The 23,459-nt window shown below is 60.0% G+C and carries 18 protein-coding genes; 11 read left to right on the top strand and 7 right to left on the bottom strand.

Annotated features, from left to right (window positions below; all coding sequences use genetic code 11):
* Window positions 1-8 precede the first annotated feature (8 nt).
* On the bottom strand, window positions 9-2,531 hold the full coding sequence (locus ACM6IT_RS19025) for a CS1-pili formation C-terminal domain-containing protein (RefSeq protein ID WP_414918507.1): 2,523 nt from the start codon (window positions 2,529-2,531) through the stop codon (window positions 9-11).
* Window positions 2,532-2,642: 111 nt separating this feature from the next.
* Complete coding sequence (locus ACM6IT_RS19020; RefSeq protein ID WP_414918506.1) at window positions 2,643-3,122, bottom strand: CS1 type fimbrial major subunit; 480 nt, start codon at window positions 3,120-3,122, stop codon at window positions 2,643-2,645.
* 506 nt (window positions 3,123-3,628) lie between these two features.
* Between ACM6IT_RS19020 and ACM6IT_RS19015 the strand changes: the two genes are divergently transcribed.
* Window positions 3,629-4,204: a PadR family transcriptional regulator gene (locus ACM6IT_RS19015; protein ID WP_056721154.1), complete on the top strand. Its 576-nt coding sequence runs from the start codon at window positions 3,629-3,631 to the stop codon at window positions 4,202-4,204.
* Entirely contained in the window at window positions 4,201-4,986 is a 786-nt protein-coding gene (locus tag ACM6IT_RS19010) for a siderophore-interacting protein (RefSeq protein ID WP_414918505.1), read from the top strand. Before ACM6IT_RS19015 ends, ACM6IT_RS19010 begins: the two co-directional genes overlap by 4 nt.
* 187 nt (window positions 4,987-5,173) lie before the next feature.
* Here the strand turns inward: ACM6IT_RS19010 and ACM6IT_RS19005 are convergent, their stop codons facing one another.
* Together ACM6IT_RS19005 and ACM6IT_RS19000 are read right to left on the bottom strand one after the other, a co-directional pair.
* Window positions 5,174-5,815 carry a Pr6Pr family membrane protein gene (locus tag ACM6IT_RS19005; protein WP_056721157.1) on the bottom strand — a complete coding sequence of 214 codons (642 nt, stop codon included), beginning with the start codon at window positions 5,813-5,815 and terminating at the stop codon, window positions 5,174-5,176.
* Between the two features lie 2 nt (window positions 5,816-5,817).
* The gene (locus ACM6IT_RS19000) at window positions 5,818-6,048 is read right to left on the bottom strand and encodes a VF530 family DNA-binding protein (protein ID WP_046041003.1); all 231 of its coding nucleotides are present in this window, start codon (window positions 6,046-6,048) and stop codon (window positions 5,818-5,820) included.
* Between the two features lie 306 nt (window positions 6,049-6,354).
* Between ACM6IT_RS19000 and ACM6IT_RS18995 the strand changes: the two genes are divergently transcribed.
* The 8 genes from ACM6IT_RS18995 to cmoB all read left to right on the top strand — a co-directional run bounded on the left by ACM6IT_RS18995 (window position 6,355) and on the right by cmoB (window position 16,639).
* Window positions 6,355-7,737: a carbohydrate porin gene (locus ACM6IT_RS18995; protein WP_223542196.1), complete on the top strand. Its 1,383-nt coding sequence runs from the start codon at window positions 6,355-6,357 to the stop codon at window positions 7,735-7,737.
* A gap of 126 nt (window positions 7,738-7,863) precedes the next feature.
* A complete protein-coding gene (locus ACM6IT_RS18990; protein WP_414913922.1) occupies window positions 7,864-10,275 on the top strand; it encodes a glucose/quinate/shikimate family membrane-bound PQQ-dependent dehydrogenase in 2,412 nt (803 codons plus the stop codon).
* A gap of 214 nt (window positions 10,276-10,489) precedes the next feature.
* The gene (gene lon / locus ACM6IT_RS18985) at window positions 10,490-12,907 is read left to right on the top strand and encodes an endopeptidase La (protein ID WP_223542198.1); all 2,418 of its coding nucleotides are present in this window, start codon (window positions 10,490-10,492) and stop codon (window positions 12,905-12,907) included.
* A 183-nt stretch (window positions 12,908-13,090) separates the two neighbouring features.
* Window positions 13,091-13,549 carry a hypothetical protein gene (locus ACM6IT_RS18980; RefSeq protein WP_414918504.1) on the top strand — a complete coding sequence of 153 codons (459 nt, stop codon included), beginning with the start codon at window positions 13,091-13,093 and terminating at the stop codon, window positions 13,547-13,549.
* Window positions 13,550-13,739: 190 nt separating this feature from the next.
* A complete protein-coding gene (locus ACM6IT_RS18975) occupies window positions 13,740-14,132 on the top strand; it encodes a protease inhibitor I42 family protein (RefSeq protein ID WP_056721165.1) in 393 nt (130 codons plus the stop codon).
* Between the two features lie 2 nt (window positions 14,133-14,134).
* Window positions 14,135-14,776: a lysoplasmalogenase gene (locus ACM6IT_RS18970; RefSeq protein WP_414914032.1), complete on the top strand. Its 642-nt coding sequence runs from the start codon at window positions 14,135-14,137 to the stop codon at window positions 14,774-14,776.
* A 130-nt stretch (window positions 14,777-14,906) separates the two neighbouring features.
* On the top strand, window positions 14,907-15,686 hold the full coding sequence (gene cmoA, locus ACM6IT_RS18965) for a carboxy-S-adenosyl-L-methionine synthase CmoA (RefSeq protein WP_414918503.1): 780 nt from the start codon (window positions 14,907-14,909) through the stop codon (window positions 15,684-15,686).
* Entirely contained in the window at window positions 15,683-16,639 is a 957-nt protein-coding gene (cmoB, locus tag ACM6IT_RS18960; protein WP_056721170.1) for a tRNA 5-methoxyuridine(34)/uridine 5-oxyacetic acid(34) synthase CmoB, read from the top strand. Before cmoA ends, cmoB begins: the two co-directional genes overlap by 4 nt.
* Before the next feature lie 45 nt (window positions 16,640-16,684).
* Here the strand turns inward: cmoB and tadA are convergent, their stop codons facing one another.
* A complete protein-coding gene (tadA, locus tag ACM6IT_RS18955) occupies window positions 16,685-17,182 on the bottom strand; it encodes a tRNA adenosine(34) deaminase TadA (RefSeq protein ID WP_414918578.1) in 498 nt (165 codons plus the stop codon).
* On the bottom strand, window positions 17,182-18,558 hold the full coding sequence (locus tag ACM6IT_RS18950; RefSeq protein ID WP_414918502.1) for a multicopper oxidase family protein: 1,377 nt from the start codon (window positions 18,556-18,558) through the stop codon (window positions 17,182-17,184). The genes tadA and ACM6IT_RS18950 overlap by 1 nt, the downstream gene beginning before the upstream one ends.
* 256 nt (window positions 18,559-18,814) lie before the next feature.
* On the opposite strand from ACM6IT_RS18950, the gene ACM6IT_RS18945 reads away from it, so the two are divergent.
* The gene (locus ACM6IT_RS18945; protein ID WP_414918501.1) at window positions 18,815-21,778 is read left to right on the top strand and encodes a dermonecrotic toxin domain-containing protein; all 2,964 of its coding nucleotides are present in this window, start codon (window positions 18,815-18,817) and stop codon (window positions 21,776-21,778) included.
* A gap of 79 nt (window positions 21,779-21,857) precedes the next feature.
* Here the strand turns inward: ACM6IT_RS18945 and guaA are convergent, their stop codons facing one another.
* A complete protein-coding gene (gene guaA, locus ACM6IT_RS18940; protein ID WP_008053207.1) occupies window positions 21,858-23,435 on the bottom strand; it encodes a glutamine-hydrolyzing GMP synthase in 1,578 nt (525 codons plus the stop codon).
* Window positions 23,436-23,459 lie beyond the last annotated feature (24 nt).

Here is a 23,459-nt window from a genome sequence, read left to right as displayed (position 1 = left end):
GGGGCCGCTCAACCTGCCGTGCGCCGGTTGGAAGTGGCATCCGCCAACGTGTCCGGCGAACACCGCAGATCACCGATCATCAGCACGTTGTTTTCACTGCGATGCTTGTCGACATCAAGGCGGAACTGGCACAGCAACTGGTCCGCGTAACGCACTTCCAGGGTGGGCGAGCCGGCATTCATTTCCATGGAGAAGAAGCCGTCGACTTCGCTGACTCCACGACTGGCGTGGTTGATGACGTGATGGCCTTTGAGCGGCTGTCCTTGCGGGTCGAGCAAGCGGCCGAGCACGGTCAGGGTTTTCATGACCCGGATCTTGCGGTACTCCACGCCTCCCTTGTTCAGGTGATAGCGCGTGCGTGCCGGTTCAATGCTCGCCGCCGGGACGTCGTTGCCTTCGAAGTCGAAGCTCACCGAGCTGTTTTTGTAAGCGGTGAGCGGTATGAAATTGCGTCCGGGACGCAAGGCAGCGCTGCCGCCGCTGAGGTCGTCGGCACGCAGAGCGATGCCGTCGATGTCGGACTCGACATCGACAATCATCCCGGCGCCGCGGCCTTGATGCTGACTGGTCAGTGCCATGCGCTGCGCTCCAACGACAAGCGTGCTGTCGAGGTTCAAACCACCGGTGAAATTGTTGTTGAAGGACGAACGCTGGATAAACCCGTCACCGTTGATGGCATCGGTGCGAAAGTTCGCCAGGCTCGACAATCCGACACCGTAGGTATCGGTGAGCGCGGTCACCGATACGCTCTGCAACACGTGGTCTTGCAGGTCCTTTCGCCACCCCAGGGAGGCGTTGTTATCACGGCCGCCATCACGGGCGGTGCGGCTGCCGATGCTGCCGGAAACCTGTTGCCCCGGGCCACCGAGCGCCATGTTGATGGTCAGATCGACCCCACGATTACGCGCATCACCACTGCTGTAGCTGCCCGGACGATCGAACAGCGAGAGCCGCCAGTTGGCATCGCTGCTGAACAGAACGGTCCGTTGCGTCCAGCCCAGGTCCACGCCGACACCTTCGACGTTGCCCTCGCTATGGGACACCCGTGCGTTGAGCGAGCTTTTGCGGCTGATCCGGTGGTTCAGCGCCAGTGAAGAGTTGCTGGTCTGGCCGGTGAACACATTGCGCTGACGCACGCGGGTGCCGTCGGGTAATGTTTCGTAGGTGTTGGTAGTGTCGAGCCAACTGCGGTTGTGGCTGATCACCAGACTGCCGGCGCCATAGTTATACAAGCCTTGAAGGTCGGCGCCGGTACCATGGTCTTCGGTCTGGTACAGGTTGGCGTAGAGGCTGACGCTGTTGGCCAGGCTCCAATCGATGGAGCTGCCGTACTGCAGCTTGTCACTGATCTGGCGTGCCGACAGTCCGAGTATCACCCTCGGGTGCAGCAAGTAATTGAATGAGGCGCCCACGGTCGCATCGCCGCTGTCCTGATCATCCCAGTTACTCAGCAATTTGCTTTCCTGACCGGCAAACAGGTTGTAGCGCCAGCGTTCATCGTGATTGCGCCAATTGTTCGGCTTATAGATCAGCTCCTGGGTGGTCGAGGTGATTTGACCGTCTTCGATCAACCGCACTTCCACCTCGTAAATGCCACCGGGCAACGGACGGGTGTCGAGGGTTTGCAAACCCGCCGGGACCGATTGGGTATTGATCAGTAAGCCGTCGCGGTAAATTTCCACGGAGCCCTGTCGGTTGGCCGTGACATAGACCGGATAGACGCTGGGTTTCGGGCTATCGATCGCCAGGCTGTCGGAACTGCCGAACATCACGCCCACCGCCGTATCGGGGCTGGCGCCGAACGAACGGGGCTCGCGCGTCAGGCCTTCGGAGTTGGGGGTGAAGTAGCCCAGGCGGAAAAAACGGCCCTCCAGTTCGCGCTGGCTATAAAGCTGGTGCACTGCGTGGTAGGTCTTGTTGTCCGGACCGCCAAGACGGGACAGTTGCATGTTGAAGGTCTGGCTCCAGTTGCCCAGGCTGCCGCTGGCCTCCAGGCCGAAACGACCGCCCAGGTCCTGATCCTGGCCGCCATTGAGATTGAGCTGGTTACGTACCATCAGGCCGCTGCTGCCGCCTTCGGGCTGATCGTAGTAACGCTTGGCTTCGCTGTCGCGCTCGGCATTTTCAGTGACGATCGACAGCAATGAATTTTCAAGGTTGTAGTGAACCGCCAGCATCTGCTCCGGGCATTGGCCCGTGCAGGTGCCCAGTGTCACACCGGGTTTGAGAACATCGGCCCAGGTATCACGCTCACTCGCGCTGAAACGGCTTTCGCTGGTGTCGGTGAAATCCAGCAGCGTCACCTGGTCATCACGGGACAACACAATCATTGCCTCACCCAGCGGTAGTTGATCGAGTTCAACCCGAACCGCCAAGGGAACATCGAAGAAATGCTCCTCGAACTCGGCCGGCAAGCCCTTGGCCTGTGCCAGCAAACTTCGCGGCGTGTTATCAACGGAAGTGGGCGCCGCAAATGCACTGCTACATAACAGCAGCGCAAGCGCTGCCGCGATGGGCGTCATCGGGAACATGAACGGGCTCTCTAATTGCAAAGGAGTTCAAGCACGGCCGACAAACCGGAAAGTTTGCCGACCGAGAACGTCACTTGATATAAGTAAACGGTTTGCCGTCGCCGATATTACTTAGACCGAGGGCTCGACAACCAACATCACGACGCCAGTGTAATCGCCTGCATCTGGTTTTTTAGTGGTGACTGCACTGATTTTGAATGGTGCACGATAGCGGGTATTGGATTCTTCATCTCCAACCACTTCCTGTGAAGTAGTTGTCAGCGTCTTGCCATTGAGTTCGACTTTCAAGTCGATGCTTTTGTTACCGGCAATCAGCTTCGGGACGCCTTCAAGTCGTGCGTTGACCTTGCCGGCGGTATGAAGCACATCAAAGTGCCCATCGACGGATCTCATGGAGTCGGTAGAGGGGTTGTAGCTCATGTCCTGATCCTTGTTTACCAGATCAGAGTCAACCGGCACCGCATAGAAGTCGTCAGCATTGACAGTAGCAACCAGACTGATGCTGTGTCGGGCTTCGGTAGCGGCAAACGCCATCGAAGAACTCAGAGCCAGAACAGCCAGGGGAGCAGCGAACGCGATTTTCTTGAACATCTTTCAGTACCTGTGTTTTTAAAAGGATGACGTATTGAAAGTTCATGCCGAGCAAAAACCGTCACGAGCAGCCATTTGCCCAGCTGAACTTTCAACGCCGAAAGATGATCAATCAATTTATCTTTAAAGTAAGCAAGAAAGTTCCTGCAAGTGCGTAGCCGGAGTGCCATCACCGCAGAAAGAAAAAAGCCAAAACAACTACAAACCCAATGTTTGACTGTAAGAGACAGACTACAAATGGCGCCCTGCCCGCCATGAAACTCGAGATATTAGCAAAGCAACTTCTGTAAGACCAATACCACAACCCAAGTAAACAATGGAGCAAACTAATACATTAGAGAGTTAACACTAATTCTGGAGGTTTGACCTGTACTAATAAGCACTATTTTTTCGATTTGACCTTCAAGCCAGGGTCGACGCGGGGGAATGCCGTTGGTCGGGAGCCGTTGCCAGATCGTTAAGATATATCTTAAGTTGTATCTAAACACGACGAGAGAAAGCAGAAAATGAGAGACCATCATTCCCCCCACCGTGAGCACGGCGATGGCCGCGACGGCTTCGAGAAACGTCCCGCCCGCGAACGCGGTGGTCGCGGCCCCCGGGTATTTGCCCCCGGTGATCTGAAGTTGTTGCTGCCGGCATTGATCGCCGAACAGCCGTGCCACGGCTACGACTTGATCCGCCAGATCGAAGGCATGTTCGACGGCGCCTACTGTCCCAGCCCCGGCGTGATCTACCCGACCCTGACGTTCCTGGAAGAAAGCGAACTGATCCTGGGCGACGCCGAAGGCGGAAAAAAACGCTACACCATCACCGATGCCGGACGTCTGTTCCTGCAAGAGCAAGCTGTAGCACTGGATGGCGTGCGCATGCGCATCGACGTCAGCAAGCGTTCACTGCGCGGCCATGATCGTCCGGCAGAGATCCACGAAGCTGTGCATAACCTGCGCCACGCCCTGCAAATGCACCATGGACGCTGGAGCCCGGACGAAATCCTGCGGGTACGCGACCTGCTCAACGACACCGCCAAAGCCATCGTCGACGGCCCCGCCGTTCAACCCGTTCAGGAGAACGCCGAATGACTGAAGTGATCGCCTCAACCATTCACCGTGTCATGCACGAAATCAAACGCCGTCGCCTGGAAGTGTTGCGCGTGGTCGACCTGACCCCGCGCATGCGCCGGATTACCCTGGGTGGCCCTGAATTGGCAGGGTTCGTCAGCCTGGGCACGGACGATCACGTCAAACTGTTGTTCCCGCAGAACGCCGAGCAGGCCGCGACCCTGGAAAACCTGGTGCTGGGCGCCGGCAAGGACAACGGTCCGCTGCCCGAGATGCGCGACTACACCCCGCGCCGCTATGACCTGAACACCCTGGAACTGGACATCGACTTCGTGCTGCACGGCGACGGCCCGGCCTCGACCTGGGCGGCACAGGCCCAACCCGGGCAGTTCCTGCACATCGGCGGGCCCCGGGGTTCGATGATCGTCCCGGACATCTTCGACAGCTACCTGCTGATCGGCGACGAAACCGCCCTGCCCGCTATCGCCCGGCGCCTGGAAGGCCTGGCGGCCAACCGCCGTGCGCTGGTGATCGTGGAAGTGGAAAACGGCAAGGAGCAGCAGGTGCTGCACAGTGCGGCCGAGGTCAATGTGATCTGGGTGCTGCGCGAAGGCGGCAAAGATCATTTATTGAGCACCGTGCGCCAGATCCAGGTGCCTGCCGGCAGCCTGTACGCGTGGGTGGCGACCGAGAGCAAGGTGTCGCGGCAGATTCGCCGGGTGTTGCTCGATGAGCACGGGCTGGACGAGCAGTTCGTCAAGGCGGTGGGTTACTGGAAATTGGCTGACTGCGGCGAAGAATAAAGATCATCCATAGGTGGGCCGGATGTTCTGTGGCGAGGGAGCTTGCTCCCGTTGCACTGCGCAGCAGTGCCAAAACCTGCTACTTGGTTTTATCTGAAAAACCCAATGAACAGATTTTACGACTGCTTCGCAGCCGAGCGGGAGCAAGCTCCCTCGCCACAAAGGTGCTCAAACTTTCCATGGTTGCTCACTTCCGAGCCCGCCACCGATCCAGCCCGATCGCCAGCAACGCAATCACCACAAAACCCACCAACAACCCGCCGGCATTGATGAACACCTGTGGATAACCCAGTTTGTCCACATCCACGAAGGGATACGGGTAAACCGCCAGCAGATGCCCGCGCAACAGTGAATAGGCGAAATACAGCAGCGGATAAATCACCCACAGCGCGATATGCCACACGCGCAATGTGCCCTTGGGCACACAACGCCACCAATAGCCCAGGAACAGCAACGGCATGATGTCGTGCAACAGCTCATCGGCCAGCCATTGCCAGCCCTCGGGATGCCACAAGTGGCGCAGCAGCAGGTTGTAGGCGAGGCTCACCACCGCGATGCTCACGGCAATGCCACTGCTGACCCAAGGCTGCAGGAACCAGCGCCGCGCGGCTGACTCGCGGGATGTCCATTCACAGGTCAGCACGGTCGCCACCAGGGTGTTGCTCAGCACGGTGAAATAGCTGAAAAAACTTACCAGCCCGCCGATCAGGCTGGCGCCCAGCGTCCAGCGCGAATGGAAAATCAGGTACATCTGGATGCTCAATCCCGCCCAGCCGAGCATGGCAGCCACGGCCACAAAACGACGGCGTAACGCAGACGGGTCGGCCATGTTCAAAGCGGTCGTTTGGTGCGCATCAACTTCACATACAGGCGTTCGACCTTCTCCCGCGCCCACGGGGTCTTGCGCAGGAACGTCAGGCTCGACTTGATGCTCGGTTCGCTCTTGAAGCAGCGGATATCGATGCGCTCGGCCAGCCCCGACCACTCGTAGTGTTCAACCAGCGCGTTGAGGATCTGTTCCAGCGTCACGCCATGCAACGGATCGGTATTGTGTTCGGTCATGCCGGGCCTTCGAGCAGAGTGGGAATTGGAAGCCGCGCACCTTACGTTAAATGTAGGTGAAACGGAAAAGATCGCAGCCTGCGGCAGCTCCTATATTGGAATCCGTATCCTGTAGGAGCTACCGCAGGCTGCGATCTTTTGTCACTGTTACCAAATCCGAAACGATGCATGTCAGCAAAAGCACTTTCTCTATTTGTAACAGAACATTATCCTTGCACCCCGCTGCCTGCTGAAACGCTTCTGCTTTCGCTTCACGCCTGCTGCTTTCCGTTTATCCCCCAGAAAAAGATCAAGAACTCCGTCTCTATGCCTGACTTTAAATCTTTGCGAGACAGCGCTGTCTTTGCAACTGCTGCCCAGCGAAACATCCTGCCCCTGATCGGTGGCCTCACCGCGCTGGGCCTTGCCTCCTGCGTTCAGGCGGCACCGGCCTTCGATAGCGATTCACCGTGGATGCTCGGTGACTGGAATGGCACTCGCACAGAACTCGCGGAAAAAGGCTACGACTTCAAAGTCGATTACACCGGTGAAATGGGCAGCAATCTTCACGGCGGCTACGACCACGACCGCACGGCGCGCTACAGCGACCAGTTCGGCCTGGGCACTCACCTGGACTTGCAGAAGATCCTCGGCTGGGACGACGCCGAGTTCCAGTTGACCATCACCGAACGCAGCGGCAACAACATCAGCAACGACCGCATCAACGACCCGCGTGTCGGCGGCTTCACCTCGGCCCAGGAAGTCTGGGGCCGCGGCCAGACCTGGCGCCTGACGCAGATGTGGTACCAGCAGAAATTCCTCGATGAAAAACTCGACATCAAGGTCGGCCGATTCGGCGAAGGCGAAGACTTCAACAGCTTCCCCTGCGACTTCCAGAACCTGGCGTTCTGCGGTTCCCAGGTCGGCAACTGGGCGGGCGACATCTGGTACAACTGGCCGGTCAGCCAGTGGGCGATGCGGGTCAAATATCACCTGACGCCTGAGCTTTATGCACAGGTTGGCGCGTACGAACAGAACCCGTCGAACCTTGACCGCGACAACGGCTTCAAGCTCAGCGGCAGCGGCACCCAGGGCGCGGTCGTGCCGGTGGAGCTGGTGTGGACGCCGAAACTCAACGGCCTGCCGGGTGAATACCGCGCCGGTTACTACTACAGCAGCGCCAGCGCCACCGACGTCTACAAGGACAGCAATGGCCAGCCTGCCGCCCTGAGCGGCGAAGCCTACCGCAGCGCGTCGAGCAAACACGGCGTGTGGCTGGGTCTTCAGCAGCAAGTCACCAGTATCGCCAGCGACCACTCCCGTGGCCTGAGCCTGTTCGCCAACGGCACGATGCACGACAAGAAGACCAACGCCATCGACAACTACGTCCAGGCCGGCCTCGTCTACAAAGGCCCGTTCGACGCGCGCACCCGGGACGACATCGGCTTTGCCATGGCCCGCGTCCACGTCAACCCGGCCTATCGCAAGAACGCCGAGGCGACCAACCAGGCCAATGTCGTCTTCGACTACGACAATCCGTCCTACCTGCCGCCCCAGGACACCGAATACAGCGCCGAACTCTATTACGGCGTGCACGTGACCCACTGGCTGACCGTGCGCCCGAACCTGCAATACATCCGCCATCCCGGTGGCGTGAACGAGGTCGATGACGCGCTGATCGGCGGGATCAAGGTCCAGTCCTCGTTCTAAAAAACACCACAAAACCCTGTGGGATTGCGTGAACCCAACAGCTTTTATCTGAACCACGCCCGCGCCGGATCGTCATCTACAGTGAACTTGCGCGGGACTCTATGAAACATCACGGAGAATCACACTATGAGCACTGATAGTGCCTTGGGTCGAAGCCGTCTGTTGCCGACCCTGCTCGGCATCCTGCTTCTACTGATGGGCCTGGCCATGCTGGCCGGGGGAATCAAGCTGAGCATGCTCGGCGGCTCGCTGTATTACCTGCTGGCCGGTATCGGCATCGCGCTGAGCGGCGTCTTGCTGATCGCCGCCCGTCGTGCGGCGCTGGGCCTGTACGCACTGGTGCTGTTCGCCAGTACCGTTTGGGCGCTGTGGGAAGTGGGCCTGGACTGGTGGCAACTGGTGCCGCGCCTGGCGCTGTGGTTCGCCCTCGGTGTGGTGATGCTGCTGCCGTGGTTCCGTCGTCCATTGCTGATCAACGGCCCTGCCCCCATGGGCACCGGCGCCTTGGGCGTGGCCGTGGTCCTGGCAGGCGCCACCGCCGTGGCCAGCCAGTTCACCCATCCGGGCGAGACCTTGGGCGAACTGGGCCGCGATACCGCGGACATGACCAGCACCGCGCCGCAGATGCCCGAAGGCGACTGGCAGGCCTATGGCCGCAGCGAATTCGGTGACCGCTACTCGCCGCTCAAGCAGATCACCCCGGCCAACGTCGGCAAGCTGCAAGAAGCCTGGCGTATCCAGACCGGCGATCTGCCGACCGCCGATGACCCGGTGGAACTGACCAACGAAAACACCCCGCTCAAGGCCAACGGCATGCTCTACGCCTGCACGGCCCATAGCAAGGTGCTGGCGCTGGACCCGGACACCGGCAAGGAACTGTGGCGTTTCGACCCGCAGATCAAGAGCCCGGTGGGCTTCAAGGGCTTCGCCCACATGACCTGCCGTGGCGTGTCGTACTACGACGAAGCAGCCTACGCCAAGTCTGAAAACGCTGCTTCGGCAGTGATTTCCGAGGCCGGCAAAGCCGTCGCCCAGGCCTGCCCGCGTCGTCTGTACCTGCCAACCGCCGATGCACGCCTGATCGCACTCAATGCCGACACCGGCAAGGTCTGCGAAGGTTTCGGTAAAAACGGTGTGGTTGACCTGACTCAAGGCATCGGACCGTTCACCCCCGGTGGCTACTACTCCACCTCGCCGGCAGCGATCACCCGTGACCTGGTGATCATGGGCGGCCACGTCACCGACAACGAGTCGACCAACGAGCCATCCGGCGTGATCCGTGCCTTTGACGTACACGACGGTCATCTGGTGTGGAACTGGGACAGCAACAATCCCGACGCGACCGAACCGCTGCCAGAGGGCGAACACTACAGCCGCAACTCGGCCAACATGTGGTCGTTGGCCAGCGTCGACGAAAAACTCGGCATGGTCTACCTGCCACTGGGCAACCAGACCCCTGACCAGTGGGGCGCGGACCGCACCCCGGGCGCCGAGAAGTTCAGTGCCGGCCTGGTCGCACTGGACCTGGCCACCGGCAAGGTGCGCTGGAACTACCAGTTCACTCACCATGACCTGTGGGACATGGACGTCGGCAGCCAGCCAACCTTGCTGGACATGAAAACCGCCGACGGCATCAAGCCGGCAGTGATCCAACCGACCAAGCAAGGCAGCCTGTACGTCCTCGACCGTCGTGACGGCACGCCGATCATCCCGATCAAGGAAATCCCGGCTCCGCAAGGCGCCGTGAAAGGTGACCACACCGCGCCGACCCAGGCCCGTTCGGACCTGAACCTGCTGGCCCCGGAACTGACCGAAAGAGCCATGTGGGGCGCCAGCCCGTTCGACCAGATGCTGTGCCGCATCCAGTTCAAGGAACTGCGCTACGAAGGCCAGTACACCCCGCCGTCGGAACAGGGCAGCCTGATCTATCCGGGGAACGTCGGCGTCTTCAACTGGGGCGGCGTTTCGGTCGACCCGGTTCGCCAGATGCTGTTCACCAGCCCGAACTACATGGCCTTCGTCTCGAAGATGGTGCCTCGCGCCGAAGTCGCGGCCGACAGCAAGCGCGAAAGCGAAACCGCAGGCGTGCAACCGAACACGGGCGCCCCTTACGCGGTGATCATGCACCCGTTCATGTCGCCGTTCGGCGTACCGTGCCAGGCTCCGGCCTGGGGCTACGTGGCCGGCATCGACCTGACCACGGGCAAAGTCGTGTGGAAACGCAAGAACGGCACCAGCCGCGACAGCTCGCCATTGCCTATCGGCCTGCCACTCGGCGTGCCAAGCATGGGCGGCTCGATGGTCACCGCCGGCGGCGTCGGCTTCCTGAGCGGCACGCTGGATCAATACCTGCGCGCCTATGACGTCAACACCGGCAGCGAGCTGTGGAAAGCGCGCCTGCCGGCTGGCGGTCAGGCTACGCCGATGACCTACACCGGCAAGGACGGCAAGCAGTACGTGCTGCTGGTCGTCGGTGGCCACGGCTCACTGGGCACCAAGATGGGTGACTATGTGATTGCGTACAAACTGTCCGAGTAAGTTTTCGCGGCAGTAAAACCAGAGGCGACGCCCGTGAGGACGTCGCCTTTTTTGTGCCACATCGCTCCCACATTTTGACCGTGCACGACCATGGTTCAGCTAACCTGTCTCTGCGCTGAACACGCCTTCGAAACACGGCATTGCAGAAAATGACCGTTGAAACCACCGCCAACCTGCCCCATCTAAGACCCATACCCATTGCGCAGGTACCCCCATGAGCGACCAGCAGGAATTCCCCGAAGACCCGAGCGAATACGCCGATCCGGAAAACGCCACGCAGCACAAACCTGGCAAAGGCCTGGCCCTGCCTGGCCAGAACCTGCCGGACAAGGTCTACATCATCCCGATTCACAACCGCCCGTTCTTCCCGGCCCAGGTGCTGCCGGTCATCGTCAACGAAGAACCGTGGGCCGAGACCCTGGACCTGGTGGCCAAGTCCGAACACCACTCCCTGGCCCTGTTCTACATGGACACGCCCCAGGAAGACCCGCGCCACTTCGACACCTCGGCCCTGCCGCTCTACGGCACCCTGGTCAAGGTGCACCACGCCAGCCGCGAAAACGGCAAGCTGCAATTCGTCGCCCAGGGCCTGACCCGCGTCCGCCTCAAGACCTGGCTCAAGCATCACCGCCCGCCGTACCTGGTGGAAGTCGAATACCCGCACCAGCCCACCGAGCCGACCGACGAGGTCAAGGCCTACGGCATGGCGCTGATCAATGCGATCAAGGAACTGCTGCCGCTCAACCCGCTGTACAGCGAAGAGCTGAAGAACTACCTCAACCGCTTCAGCCCCAACGATCCGTCGCCGCTGACCGACTTCGCCGCCGCGCTGACATCGGCCACCGGCAGCGAGCTGCAGGAAGTGCTCGACTGCGTGCCAATGCTCAAGCGCATGGAAAAAGTCCTGCCGATGCTGCGCAAGGAAGTCGAGGTCGCACGCCTGCAAAAAGAGATTTCCGCCGAAGTTAACCGCAAGATCGGCGAGCATCAGCGCGAGTTCTTCCTCAAGGAACAACTCAAGGTCATCCAGCAGGAGCTGGGGCTGACCAAGGACGACCGCAGCGCCGACCTCGAACAGTTCGAGCAGCGGCTGGTGGGCAAAGTCCTGCCGACGCAGGTACAGAAACGCCTCGAAGAGGAAATGAACAAGCTGTCGATCCTCGAAACCGGCTCGCCGGAGTATGCGGTGACCCGCAATTACATCGACTGGGCGACCTCGGTGCCCTGGGGCGTGTACGGCGAGGACAAACTCGACCTCAAGCACGCGCGCAAGGTGCTGGACAAACACCACGCAGGCCTGGACGACATCAAGGACCGCATCCTCGAATTTCTCGCAGTCGGCGCTTATAAAGGCGAAATCAGCGGCTCCATCGTGCTGCTGGTCGGCCCGCCGGGCGTTGGTAAAACCAGCGTCGGCAAATCCATCGCCGAATCCCTGGGCCGGCCGTTCTACCGCTTCAGCGTTGGCGGCATGCGCGACGAAGCCGAGATCAAGGGTCATCGCCGCACCTACATCGGCGCACAGCCGGGCAAACTGGTGCAGGCGTTGAAAGACGTCGAAGTGATGAACCCGGTGATCATGCTCGACGAGATCGACAAGATGGGCCAGAGCTACCAGGGCGACCCGGCCTCGGCACTGCTGGAAACCCTTGATCCGGAGCAGAACGTCGAGTTCCTCGACCACTATCTGGACCTGCGGATGGACCTGTCGAAGGTGCTGTTCGTCTGCACCGCCAACACTCTCGACTCGATCCCTGTCCCGTTACTGGACCGGATGGAAGTGATTCGCCTGTCGGGTTACATCACCGAAGAAAAAGTCGCCATCGCCAAGCGTCACCTGTGGCCCAAGCAGCTTGAGAAAGCTGGTGTGTCCAAGGGCAGCCTGAGCATCACCGACAGTGCGCTCAAGGCGTTGGTCGACGGTTATGCCCGTGAAGCCGGCGTGCGCCAGCTGGAAAAAAACCTCGGCAAACTGGTGCGCAAAGCGGTGATGAAACTGCTCGACGACCCAAAGGCGGTGATCAAGCTCGGCCCGAAAGACCTCGAAACGTCCCTCGGCAAACCGGTGTTCCGCAACGAGCAGGTGCTGTCGGGTGTCGGCGTGATCACCGGCCTTGCCTGGACCAGCATGGGCGGCGCCACCTTGCCGATCGAAGCCACGCGCATCCATACCCTCAACCGTGGCTTCAAGCTCACCGGGCAGTTGGGTGACGTGATGAAAGAGTCGGCGGAAATCGCCTACAGCTACGTCAGCTCGCACCTGAAGTCCTTTGGCGGCGATCCGAAGTTCTTCGACGAAGCCTTCGTTCACCTGCACGTGCCGGAAGGCGCCACCCCGAAAGACGGCCCGAGCGCTGGCGTGACCATGGCCAGCGCCCTGCTATCGCTGGCGCGCAACCAGCCGCCGAAAAAAGGCGTGGCCATGACCGGTGAATTGACGTTGACCGGGCATGTACTGCCGATTGGCGGAGTGCGGGAAAAAGTGATTGCAGCGCGGCGGCAGAAGATTTTCGAACTGATTCTGCCGGAGGCCAACCAGGGCAATTTCGAGGAGCTGCCGGAGTATCTGAAGGAAGGCATCACCGTGCACTTCGCCAAGCGCTTTGCGGATGTGGCGAAGGTGCTGTTCTGATTAAACAGTGTAATTTTCAAATGGCCAGATTAGTAAACTGGCCATTTTTTAGGCAGCAACAACTTCGACATACATATTTAATCCGGTTGAAAGCCTATCAGAACAGATAGTACACCAAGGCACTTAAACTCTATATTTTCAAGGTTCAAATCAATTGTGTTTCAAGCACACAGAAGAGAACCAATGGATATCAAACTACGAAGAACTCTTGTCGACAAGCGCATCAATGACGAAATCAACTTTCGCCGTTGCTGTCCAAACAACCACTTGAATGCAACCCTTCAGAACCGTGAAGACTTCATCTCCGAAGAGTTTTTCGCCAGCGTCGGAAACAGGGAAATCATCGCCATATTCAAGACTGGAGAAAAAAACACCCCACTCGACCGGGCCTTTGATATTTACATGCCCAAGCTTATCGAGACGGGCACCTACCCACTGAATGTTCAGGGTCATTTAATTGAAATAGCTTATACCGAAAACTTCCCTTCCTACACCACCCACTGGGCGTTGGAGGGTGTCATGAACCTGGTCGTGAACAGTAAAACACAACAGTTCACTGGCAACGCGATCATGAAGTTCAAAGATCGACAAGGTATCGAATTTACATCAAGAAGCGATTTCTGTTTTTCTCTTGCGAGTTAACCACTTGGCACTAACCAGTTAATATCTCTTTATCCCGAGCAGGTCGCTCTCACGAGGCGACTTCCCTCCCCTGAGTGTGGCCCGCTCGCGGTAGCATCAACCCTGCCCCCTCATTGCGGGTGACTGTCACACTTTGTCTCATCTTAAGTTATGCTCGCCGTTCGTCGTGAACGCCGGAGCCCCTGAATCCATGTCCCCCATTCGCCTGCTTGCCCCCCTCGCCCTCGCCTTGCTGGCCGGATGCGCCACGCAACCTGCACACAACGTGACCGTGGAAAAACAAAGCGAATGTCCGGTGCGGCTCAGCAACGGGCAAAACCTGATCCTGACCCTGCCGAGCAATCCGACCACGGGCTATCGCTGGGCGATCCAGGATTCGGCCGGTGGCGTACTGCACCCCCTGGGGCCAGAGGTTTATCGAAATCCGGAAGATGCCGGCATCGTCGGCGCGGCCGGGGTCTCGACCTGGCGCTTTCAGGCTTTTGCGCCCGGCAGCGGGCGTTTGCGTTTAACTTCGCAACAACCATGGGCGCCGGAAGTGCTGCCGGTGGATTCGTTCGACTGCGCGATCTCGGTCAACTGACCGTGGGCTGGCTGATTCTGGCGCTGATGGGCGCGGTGACCTTCCTTTATGGCTTGAGCGTGCATGCGTCATTGCTGTGCCTGCTGGTCAAGCCACTGCCGGTGTTGGCCCTGCTCGGCTGGCTGCACGACGCACCGCCCGGCGAGTATCGGCGCTGGATCAGCCTGGGCCTGATTTTCTCCCTGGTCGGCGATGTGTTGCTGGCATGGCCGGGGGATTTGTTCGTGTTTGGGCTGGGCGCGTTTCTGGTCGCGCATCTGGCTTATCTCAAGGCTTATCTGAGCGATTGCCGACGCCTGGCCGTACTGCCGCTGGTGCTGGCCCTCGGTGTCGGCGCCGTCCTGCTGGGGATTCTGATTTCCAACGGCCTCGGCCCATTGCTGGTGCCCGTGATTGTCTATGGCACGGCGATCAGCGCCATGCTCTGGCGCGCCCTGGCCCGACTCGGCACCGACGTGCCCAAGCGTTCGGCGCTGCTGGCGGCGGCGGGCGCAGTGGCGTTCGTGTTCTCCGACAGCGTGATTGGCATCAGCCGGTTTGTGGTGCCGTTTGATGCGGCGCCTTATGTGATCATCCTCAGTTACTGGCTGGGGCAATGGGGTATCACTGCCTCGGCTTTCAGCAAAAAAACGCAATCAGCATGAGAAAAAGATCGCAGCCTGCGGCAGCTCCTACAGGGATCGCATTCCCAGGGTAGGAGCTGCCGCAGGCTGCGATCTTTTGATTTGGCGGTTTATCAGACAACCCGCGCATCCCCGCGCCAACTTGGCTAAAATGCCGGCCTTTTCCACCTACACCGCTGGAACCGCCGTGAGCAAAGAACCCGATCGCCTTTTCGCCCAGCCTTTGGCCCAGGTGCCTGACTTCGCCTTCAACGAAGACGTGGTGCGGGTGTTCCCGGACATGATCAAGCGCTCGGTACCGGGTTATCCGACCATTGTCGAAAACCTCGGCGTGCTCGCTGCCCAGTTCGCCCAGCCCAATAGCGTGTTGTACGACCTGGGCTCGTCCCTGGGGGCCGTGACCCAGGCCCTGCGCCGGCATGTGCGCACCGACGGTTGCCGCGTCATTGCGGTGGATAACTCCGCGGCCATGGTCGAACGCTGCCGCGAGTACCTCAACGGGCAGGATTCGATGTTCCAGGAGTTGCTGCCGGTGGAAGTGATCGAGGGCGATATCCTCGCGCTGGAGTTCCAGCCGGCCTCGGTGGTCGCGCTGAACTTCACCCTGCAATTCATCGCCCCGGACCAACGCACGGCGTTGCTGTCGCGCATCCGTCAGTCGCTGTTGCCCGGCGGTGCGCTGATCCTCTCGGAAAAACTGCGCTTCGAAGACGAGCAGGAGCACGCGTTGCTCACCGACCTGCACATCGCCTTCAAACGCGCCAACGGCTACAGCGAGCTGGAAATCGCCCAGAAGCGCAGCGCCATCGAAAACGTCATGAAGCCCGACAGCTTCGAAGAACACCGCGAACGCCTGCTGGCCGCCGGGTTCTCGAAAGTCGTGCCGTGGTTCCAGTGTCTTAACTTTGCCTCGTTGATTGCCTTGCCATGATTGATCTGTCTCCCCTCGCCCGCCGTCTGGCCGGTACTCCGCTGGCCGATTGGGCCAACACCCTGCAAGCGCAACTCGACAAGAAAATGGAAAAGGGCCACGGCGACCTGGAGCGCTGGCAAAGCGCGCTGGACGCCCTGCCGAAGATCCAGCCGAGCGAAGTCGACTTGCTCAATGGCTTGAAACTGGACACCGATTGCGACGAAGAAACCCGCGCACAGATGCGCACCGCGCTGATGGGCCTGTCGCCATGGCGCAAGGGGCCGTTCGACCTGTTCGGCGTGCACGTCGACACTGAATGGCGCTCGGACTGGAAATGGTCGCGGGTCGCCCCGCACCTGGACCTGAAGGGCAAGCGCATCCTCGATGTCGGCTGCGGCAACGGCTATTACATGTGGCGCATGCTCGGCGCCGGCGCCAACAGCGTGATCGGTGTCGATCCGAACTGGCTGTTCTTCTGCCAATTCCAGGCGGTACAACGCTACCTGTCCGAGCCGAATGCCTGGCACCTGCCCTTCCCGTTCGAAGACCTGCCGCCGAACCTCGAAGGTTTCGACACAGTGTTTTCCATGGGGGTGTTCTACCACCGCCGTTCGCCCATCGAGCATTTGCTGGCGCTGAAGGATTGCCTGGTCAAGGGCGGGGAACTGGTGCTGGAAACCCTGGTGGTCGAAGGCGACAAGCATCAGGTGCTGGTACCGGAAGACCGCTACGCGCAGATGCGTAATGTGTGGTTCCTGCCGTCGGTGCCGGCGCTGGAGCTGTGGCTGCGCCGTGCCGGGTTCACGGATGTGAAGTGCGTGGACGTCAGCACCACCACGGTCGAGGAACAGCGCGGGACGGAGTGGATGAAGTATCAGTCGCTCAGTGATTTCCTCGATCCAGAGGATCACAGCAAGACCGTTGAAGGGCTGCCGGCGCCGATGCGGGCGGTGATTGTGGCGCGTAAGTAAACCCCAATCCCCCGATCAACGGAGATCAAAATGTGGATACGGTGTTCAGTCTGCAGGTTTTGCGCGCCGGGCCTTGAAGAATTCGCTGAGCACCGCCCCGCACTCCTGCGCCAACACCCCGCCTTCATACAACACCCGGTGATTCAAAAATCCCTGGGTAAAGAACTGCCCCTGGCTCTGCACAATCCCGGCTTTCGGCTCCAGCGCCCCGTACACCACCCGCGCAATCCGCGAATGCACGATCAGGCCTGCGCACATGCTGCACGGCTCCAGCGTCACATACAGCGTGCTGCCCGGCAGGCGATAGTTGCTAACCGCCTGGGCGGCGGCGCGGATGGCGACCATTTCGGCGTGAGCGCTCGGATCGCTGCCAGTGATCGGACAGTTGAAGCCGCGACCGATGATCTCTCCATTTTGCACCAGCACCGCGCCCACCGGCACTTCGCCTAGGGCTGCGCCTTGGGCTGCCAGTGCCAGGGCCTCACGCATGAATTCGCGATCACGGCTGCGGTCGATGATGGCGGCGGGACGAATCTGACGCATCATGCCACCTCGATGGCGGCCATCAGGCCGGTTTCCATGTGGTCGATCACATGGCAGTGGAACATCCAGACACCCGGGTTATCCGCCACCAGCGCTACCTGCGCGCGCTCGTTCTTGCCCAGTAGGTAGGTGTCGGTGAAATACGGAATGACCTTGTGCCGGTTCGAGGCGATGACCTTGAAACTCATGCCGTGCAGGTGAATCGGGTGCTGGTACTGAGTCATGTTCTTCAATTCGAAAATGTAGCTCTTGCCCTTCTCGAGCCTGGCAATCGGGCGGTCGGCGCAGGTCTTGTCGGTGATGTCCCAGGCCTTGCCGTTGATCTGCCACAGGCTCGGCGGCTTGCCGTTGTCGACGTTGACCGACACCGAACCAACCCATTCGAAATTGAAGTTGAGTTTCTCGGCATTGGCCAGGTCCGGCTCGGCAATCGGGTTGGCCGGCAGTGCCGGCGGCCATTCGGTCGGCGCATCGGTGTTGGCCACCGAACGGAACGTGCCCAGGCGCACCGGGCCGTTGCGCAGCGACAACTCCTCACCTGCCGGCGGGGCCTTGATCGCCAGGCAAATGCGCATGCCCGGACCAAGCCAGTATTCCTTGCCCAATGGTCGTGGCTCGATCGGGTTGCCGTCCAGCGCATAGATCTGCGCTTCGACGCCGGGAATGTTCAGGCGATAAGTCAGGGTGTTGTCGAGGTTGAGCAGGCGTACACGGGTGATCTGCCCGGCCGGCAGGTCGATCACCGCTTGCGGCACGCCATTGATGGTCGCCAGGCGCCCCGCCGTACCGCCACGGGCCGCTTCCCGGGGGATGCTGAACTCGACGAAATTACCGACCTCGTTGACATGCCAGCTCTTGAGGCTCAAGGTTTTTTCAAACTTGAACCCGGTCGGCTCGCGTTCCTCGATGATCAAAGGGCCGACCAGGCCACGACCGAGCTCCTCACTGCTGTTCACATGCGGGTGATACCAGTAGCTGCCGGCATCCGGCACGCGGAATTTGTAATCGAAGTACTCACCCGGCAACACCGGCAATTGCGACACGTAAGGCACACCGTCCATTTCCAGCGGCAGACGGATGCCGTGCCAGTGAATGGTGGTGGCGACCGGCAGATGGTTGATGAAGCGCACCCGCAGCCATTCACCCTGGCGCACCCGCAATTCGGTGCCCGGCGCCGACGGACCGAAGGCCCAGGCCTGGGTCTTGTGCCCCGCTACCAGTTCGACATCCAGCGGCGCCGCGATCAGCTCGTAGTCGTGGCCCGCCTCGGCGTCAGCCATCTTGCCCAGCCAGTAACGCGACGCGCCCCCGGCACCGACACCAACGACAACAAGACCGGCCAGGCCACCGAGGATTTGGCGACGGGTAAACGACATGAACTCAACTACCTCACGTATCAGCGACAGGCCCGGGGGCCCGCAAAAGGCGAATACGATACACCCGCAGTTGTGAAAGAAACAGCAAAGAGGGCGCGGCGGCACGCCGCAGCGGGACTGCAATCTGTTCGGCACCTCCTCTGACAGCACCGATCCATCAATACCTGACACCGTGCGCCGTCATTCCTACAGATCCGGCTGTAGTCCGCGGGCATAGTGCCGACTTCAAACCCATCTATTTCTCAAGGAGAGAGAAATGAATTCTTCAGATACAAACTCACAATTCCTACTTCCCAACCCCGAGGACGTGCAGGCCCTCAAAGACCTGGTGACTCCGTTCGTGGAAGCGTGCCCCGACATGCACGACATGGCCCATATCGAAGCCCAGGGCATTCTCGACAAGTACAGCATCCGGCACATCGATCCGGACCAGATCTGGTGGCACCGTTTCGACAACACCTCGGTGACCAGCACCAAGGCCTTCCTGTTCTGGGAACACTACCCCAAGCCCATTGAGTCGCTGACTTTGCCGCAGTTGGTGATCCAGCGCTTTCAAGCCCATGACCAGGACAACGCCGACCTGCTGGACAGTGACGGCGGTTTCTACAACGAGGGAGCGAACGCCCGGATCTACAACGAAACCAACGAAGTGAAGATGTATCCGAGTAAGGTCATCAAGGACCTGTGGCGCATCAATTTTCACGACCGCTACTGGGACAAGATGAGCGCCTTCTGGCGCCGGCATTCGGACAACTTCCGAACCCTGGCCAAGCTCAACTTCATTTCCAAGGCGCTGGAGGAACACGACGGCTCACGCCTGAGCAACGAGAACCTCAAGACCGTGCTCAAGGCCGTGGCCGGCCATCTCTCCTGGCCCATCACCCTCGATTTGCTCCACGCCCATGAGCCGCCTGCCGAAGGGTTGCGGGTCGCGCCGTTGTACATCGGCAACTACCGTGCCTGCGACATACTGCGCATCATCGACCGTCAGGGTCGGCAGATCCTGTATACACCTGGCGAAACAGATGCCTTCCATGTGTTCGAAACCTCCCATGACCTGCACTGGTGGCTGCTGTGCCAGAACAATCACCCGGACAATCGCGCCCGGTTCATGGCGCACTTTCCACTGTCGGCGCAACAACAGGACGGCGACAACGTCGGCCTGAATCACACCATCGACCTGTTGTATTCGACCTGGGGCAAATACGACAGCAGCCTGTTCGATCAGGACGCACCTGACATCAACGTTGACACCTTCAGCTGGATCCGTGACTCGGTCAGGGAGCGTATGTTCGACGATGCCGATCTGTCCCTGCGTTCCAATGGCGACCTACGGGAAAAAATGTGGGTCGGCTACCTGAGCACCGTCACCCGCCTCTTTGGGGCCATGGCCGTGGCGGGCTGGCCGGTGGCCCTGGCGGCCGTCGGCGCCGGCCTGGCCAACATCGGCCTGAACATCGACCAGGCCGTCAACGGGAAGAATGCCCAAGATCGCAAGGCCGGTGTGCTCGGCGCCATCTCCAGCAGCATCGAAACCCTCTTCAATGCACTGGCGCTCGGCGGCTCGGCCGAAATAGCGGAGGTCGATGAAGCCAACGATGAGTTCACCCCCCAGGAGAACCTCGCCGACGAAATCGAACACCCCACTGGCGCCCCGCCGAAAATCACTGTCGCCGCCCCTGGCCGGGCCTATGTGCTGGAAGGTGAAAACCCGCTGGCTCCGTTCGAGACCAATGAAGTACTCGATGGGATGGAGGTCGTGGCCGACGAAGGCCAATACCGCAACGTTTACCAAACACCAAGAGGCGAAAATTACATCCGAATCGACAATTCCTACTACCTGGTGCGCTACGTCAACGAAATGAAGACCTGGGTGATCATCGACCCCGCCAACCCGTTTTCTTTTTTCCGCAACCTGCCGGTTCGCTTGAACGCCGAGGGTGAATGGGAACTCCTGACCCGGCCCGGGCTGTATGGCGGCGGTAAAATTTTCGGACGCTGGCCATGGGGGCGGACGCCAGATCCTTTGCCCGACGTAGCCAGCCCCACCACGGCTTATGACGTGCCCCAGGCGCTGCGGACTGAGTTGCAGCCGTACGTCAGTACCGTTGACGCTAACTCTCTGCGTGCACTCAGTGACGATTTCGAAGACATTTCTAATCCCGGCGGCCCCCTGGTGCAGTTCAAGGCCCTGAGAAAAACCTTGTATCGAGACGCTCAGGCCTACTACCAAAACCTCCCGGAACTGCCCCCGAGGCCAACTGTTCCGAACTTTGGCCCGGTGAACCGAACCAAGGACATCATCAAGGCACTGTACAAAGAATCACCCTCCCTGGTGATCGGCGAAAGCCACTCCAGCGTTGGCAGCAAACAGTTCCTGATTGAGAACATGGGGACACTCGCCAAGCAGCAGGTCAAGACGCTGTACATGGAGCATCTGTTCAACGACTTTCACCAGGTGGATCTGGATATTTTCAATAGCGATGGCGTCCTCTCGGAAGATCTGGAGAGCTACCTCAACAATCTGGACAAGGGTCACCACACCGACCCCACTGGCCGTTTTACCTTTCTGAAAGTGGTCAAGGCTGCACGCAAAAACCACATTCGCGTGCAGGCGATCGACTGCGCTGCCAGCTATCGCGTCGAAAACATGCATGAAGTAACCCCCTTCCACAGGCACAAAATGATGAATTTCTTCAGCAAGATCATCATTGAAAGTGACCAGGCTGCCAAAGGCCCCCATCGCTGGATTGCACTGGTTGGCAATACCCACTCCAACACTTGGGAAGGGGTCGCGGGCATCAGCGAACTGGAAGGTGGCATCGGACTGCGGGTAAAAAGTGCCGAAATCGCCCAGCCCACGAGCATTGAGCCAGATCCGGGAGAATCCGGAAGCAGCGGTACGGACACCACCGTATACATCGTCAAGAACGACCTACTCCTGAAAGTGGAATCCCCCGAGCTTGCCAGGGAACTGGTACTCGAGGCTGCACTCAATCAACCGGGCATGCTCAGCATCGAGAAGTACGGCAACCAACTCGAATTGGTTCACCGCGCCCGCGACGGCTCACTGGTACGCACACTCATCCACGCCGACGCCACAGGCGTGTACATCGAGCGCCCACAGTGGGGCAGCATCAATTGCAAGCGATTTGCCAGCCTGGCCGACCTTTCGAATGCACTGCGCCGCAACGGCTTGAAACCCACACGCATCCCCTGAAACGCAAGAAGCCCCGGGTCTCTCGACCCGGGGCTTCTTGGCATAATCGATTTGAGCCTGGCTTCACAGGCTCATACGATCATTCCCACTCAATGGTCGCCGGCGGCTTGCTCGACACGTCGTAGGTGACGCGGGAGATGCCTTCGATTTCATTGATGATGCGGCCGCTGACGGTTTCCAGCAGTTCGTAAGGCAGGTGTGCCCAACGCGCGGTCATGAAGTCGATGGTTTCCACGGCACGCAGGGCCACGACCCAGGCGTAACGACGGCCATCGCCCACCACGCCAACCGATTTCACCGGCTGGAACACCACGAATGCCTGGCTGACCTTGTGGTACCAGTCGGCCTTGCGCAGTTCTTCGATGAAGATGTGGTCGGCACGACGCAGCAGGTCGGCGTATTCCTTCTTCACTTCACCGAGGATACGCACGCCCAGGCCCGGGCCCGGGAACGGGTGACGGTAGACCATGTCGTACGGCAGGCCCAGTTCCAGGCCCAGACGACGGACTTCGTCCTTGAACAGCTCGCGCAATGGTTCAACCAGCTTGAGGTTCATTTCTTCCGGCAGGCCGCCCACGTTGTGGTGCGACTTGATCACGTGGGCCTTGCCGCTTTTCGCGCCAGCCGACTCGATCACGTCCGGGTAGATGGTGCCCTGGGCCAGGTACTTGATGTTGTCGAGCTTGCAGGATTCGGCATCGAACACGTCGATGAAGGTACGGCCGATGATCTTGCGCTTCTTCTCCGGGTCGGCTTCGCCGGCCAGGTTGCCCAGGAACTGCTCTTCGGCGTTGGCGCGGATCACCTTGACGCCCATGTTCTCGGCGAACATGGCCATCACTTGCTCGCCTTCGTGCAGGCGCAGCAGGCCGTTGTCGACGAATACGCAAGTCAGCTGGTCGCCGATGGCCTTGTGCAGCAGCGCGGCAACCACGGACGAGTCCACACCGCCGGACAGGCCGAGCAGGACGTTGTCGGTGCCGACCTGGGCGCGAACCTGGGCGATGGCGTCTTCAGCGATTTTCGACGGAGTCCACAGTGCTTCACACTCGCAGATGTCGAGGATGAAGCGCGACAGGATGCGACCGCCCTGCTTGGTGTGGGTCACTTCCGGGTGGAACTGCACGCCGTAGTAACGACGCTCGTCGCTGAACATGCCGGCAATCGGGCAGCTCGGGGTGCTGGCCAGGATGTGGAAGTCTTCCGGCATGCGGGTGACCTTGTCACCGTGACTCATCCATACGTCGAGGCCGAACAGGCCATCGGCGTCGATGTGGTCTTCGATGCCGTCGAGCAGGCGGCTCTTGCCGACCACGTCAACGCGGGCATAGCCGAACTCACGCAGCTCGGAACCTTCAACCTTGCCGCCCAGTTGCTCGGCCATGGTCTGCATGCCGTAGCAGATACCGAAGACCGGCACGCCCAGATCGAAAACCGCTTGCGGGCAGCGCGGGCTGTTGGCTTCGTGGACCGACTCCGGGCCGCCGGCGAGGATGACGCCTTTAGGGGCGAATTCGCGGATCGCATCTTCGTCCATGTCGAACGGGTGCAGTTCGCAGTACACGCCGATTTCACGCACGCGGCGGGCGATCAGCTGGGTGTACTGGGAACCGAAGTCGAGGATCAGGATGCGGTGAGCGTGAATGTCGAGGGCCATGATTCAGTCTCGTCTAAAAAATTC

Source organism: Pseudomonas sp. IT-P4, assembly GCF_949767755.1.
GTDB lineage: Bacteria > Pseudomonadota > Gammaproteobacteria > Pseudomonadales > Pseudomonadaceae > Aquipseudomonas > Aquipseudomonas monachiensis.
The sequence above is the reverse complement of the archived record's forward strand: the minus strand, read 5'-3'. Positions and strand labels throughout refer to the sequence as shown.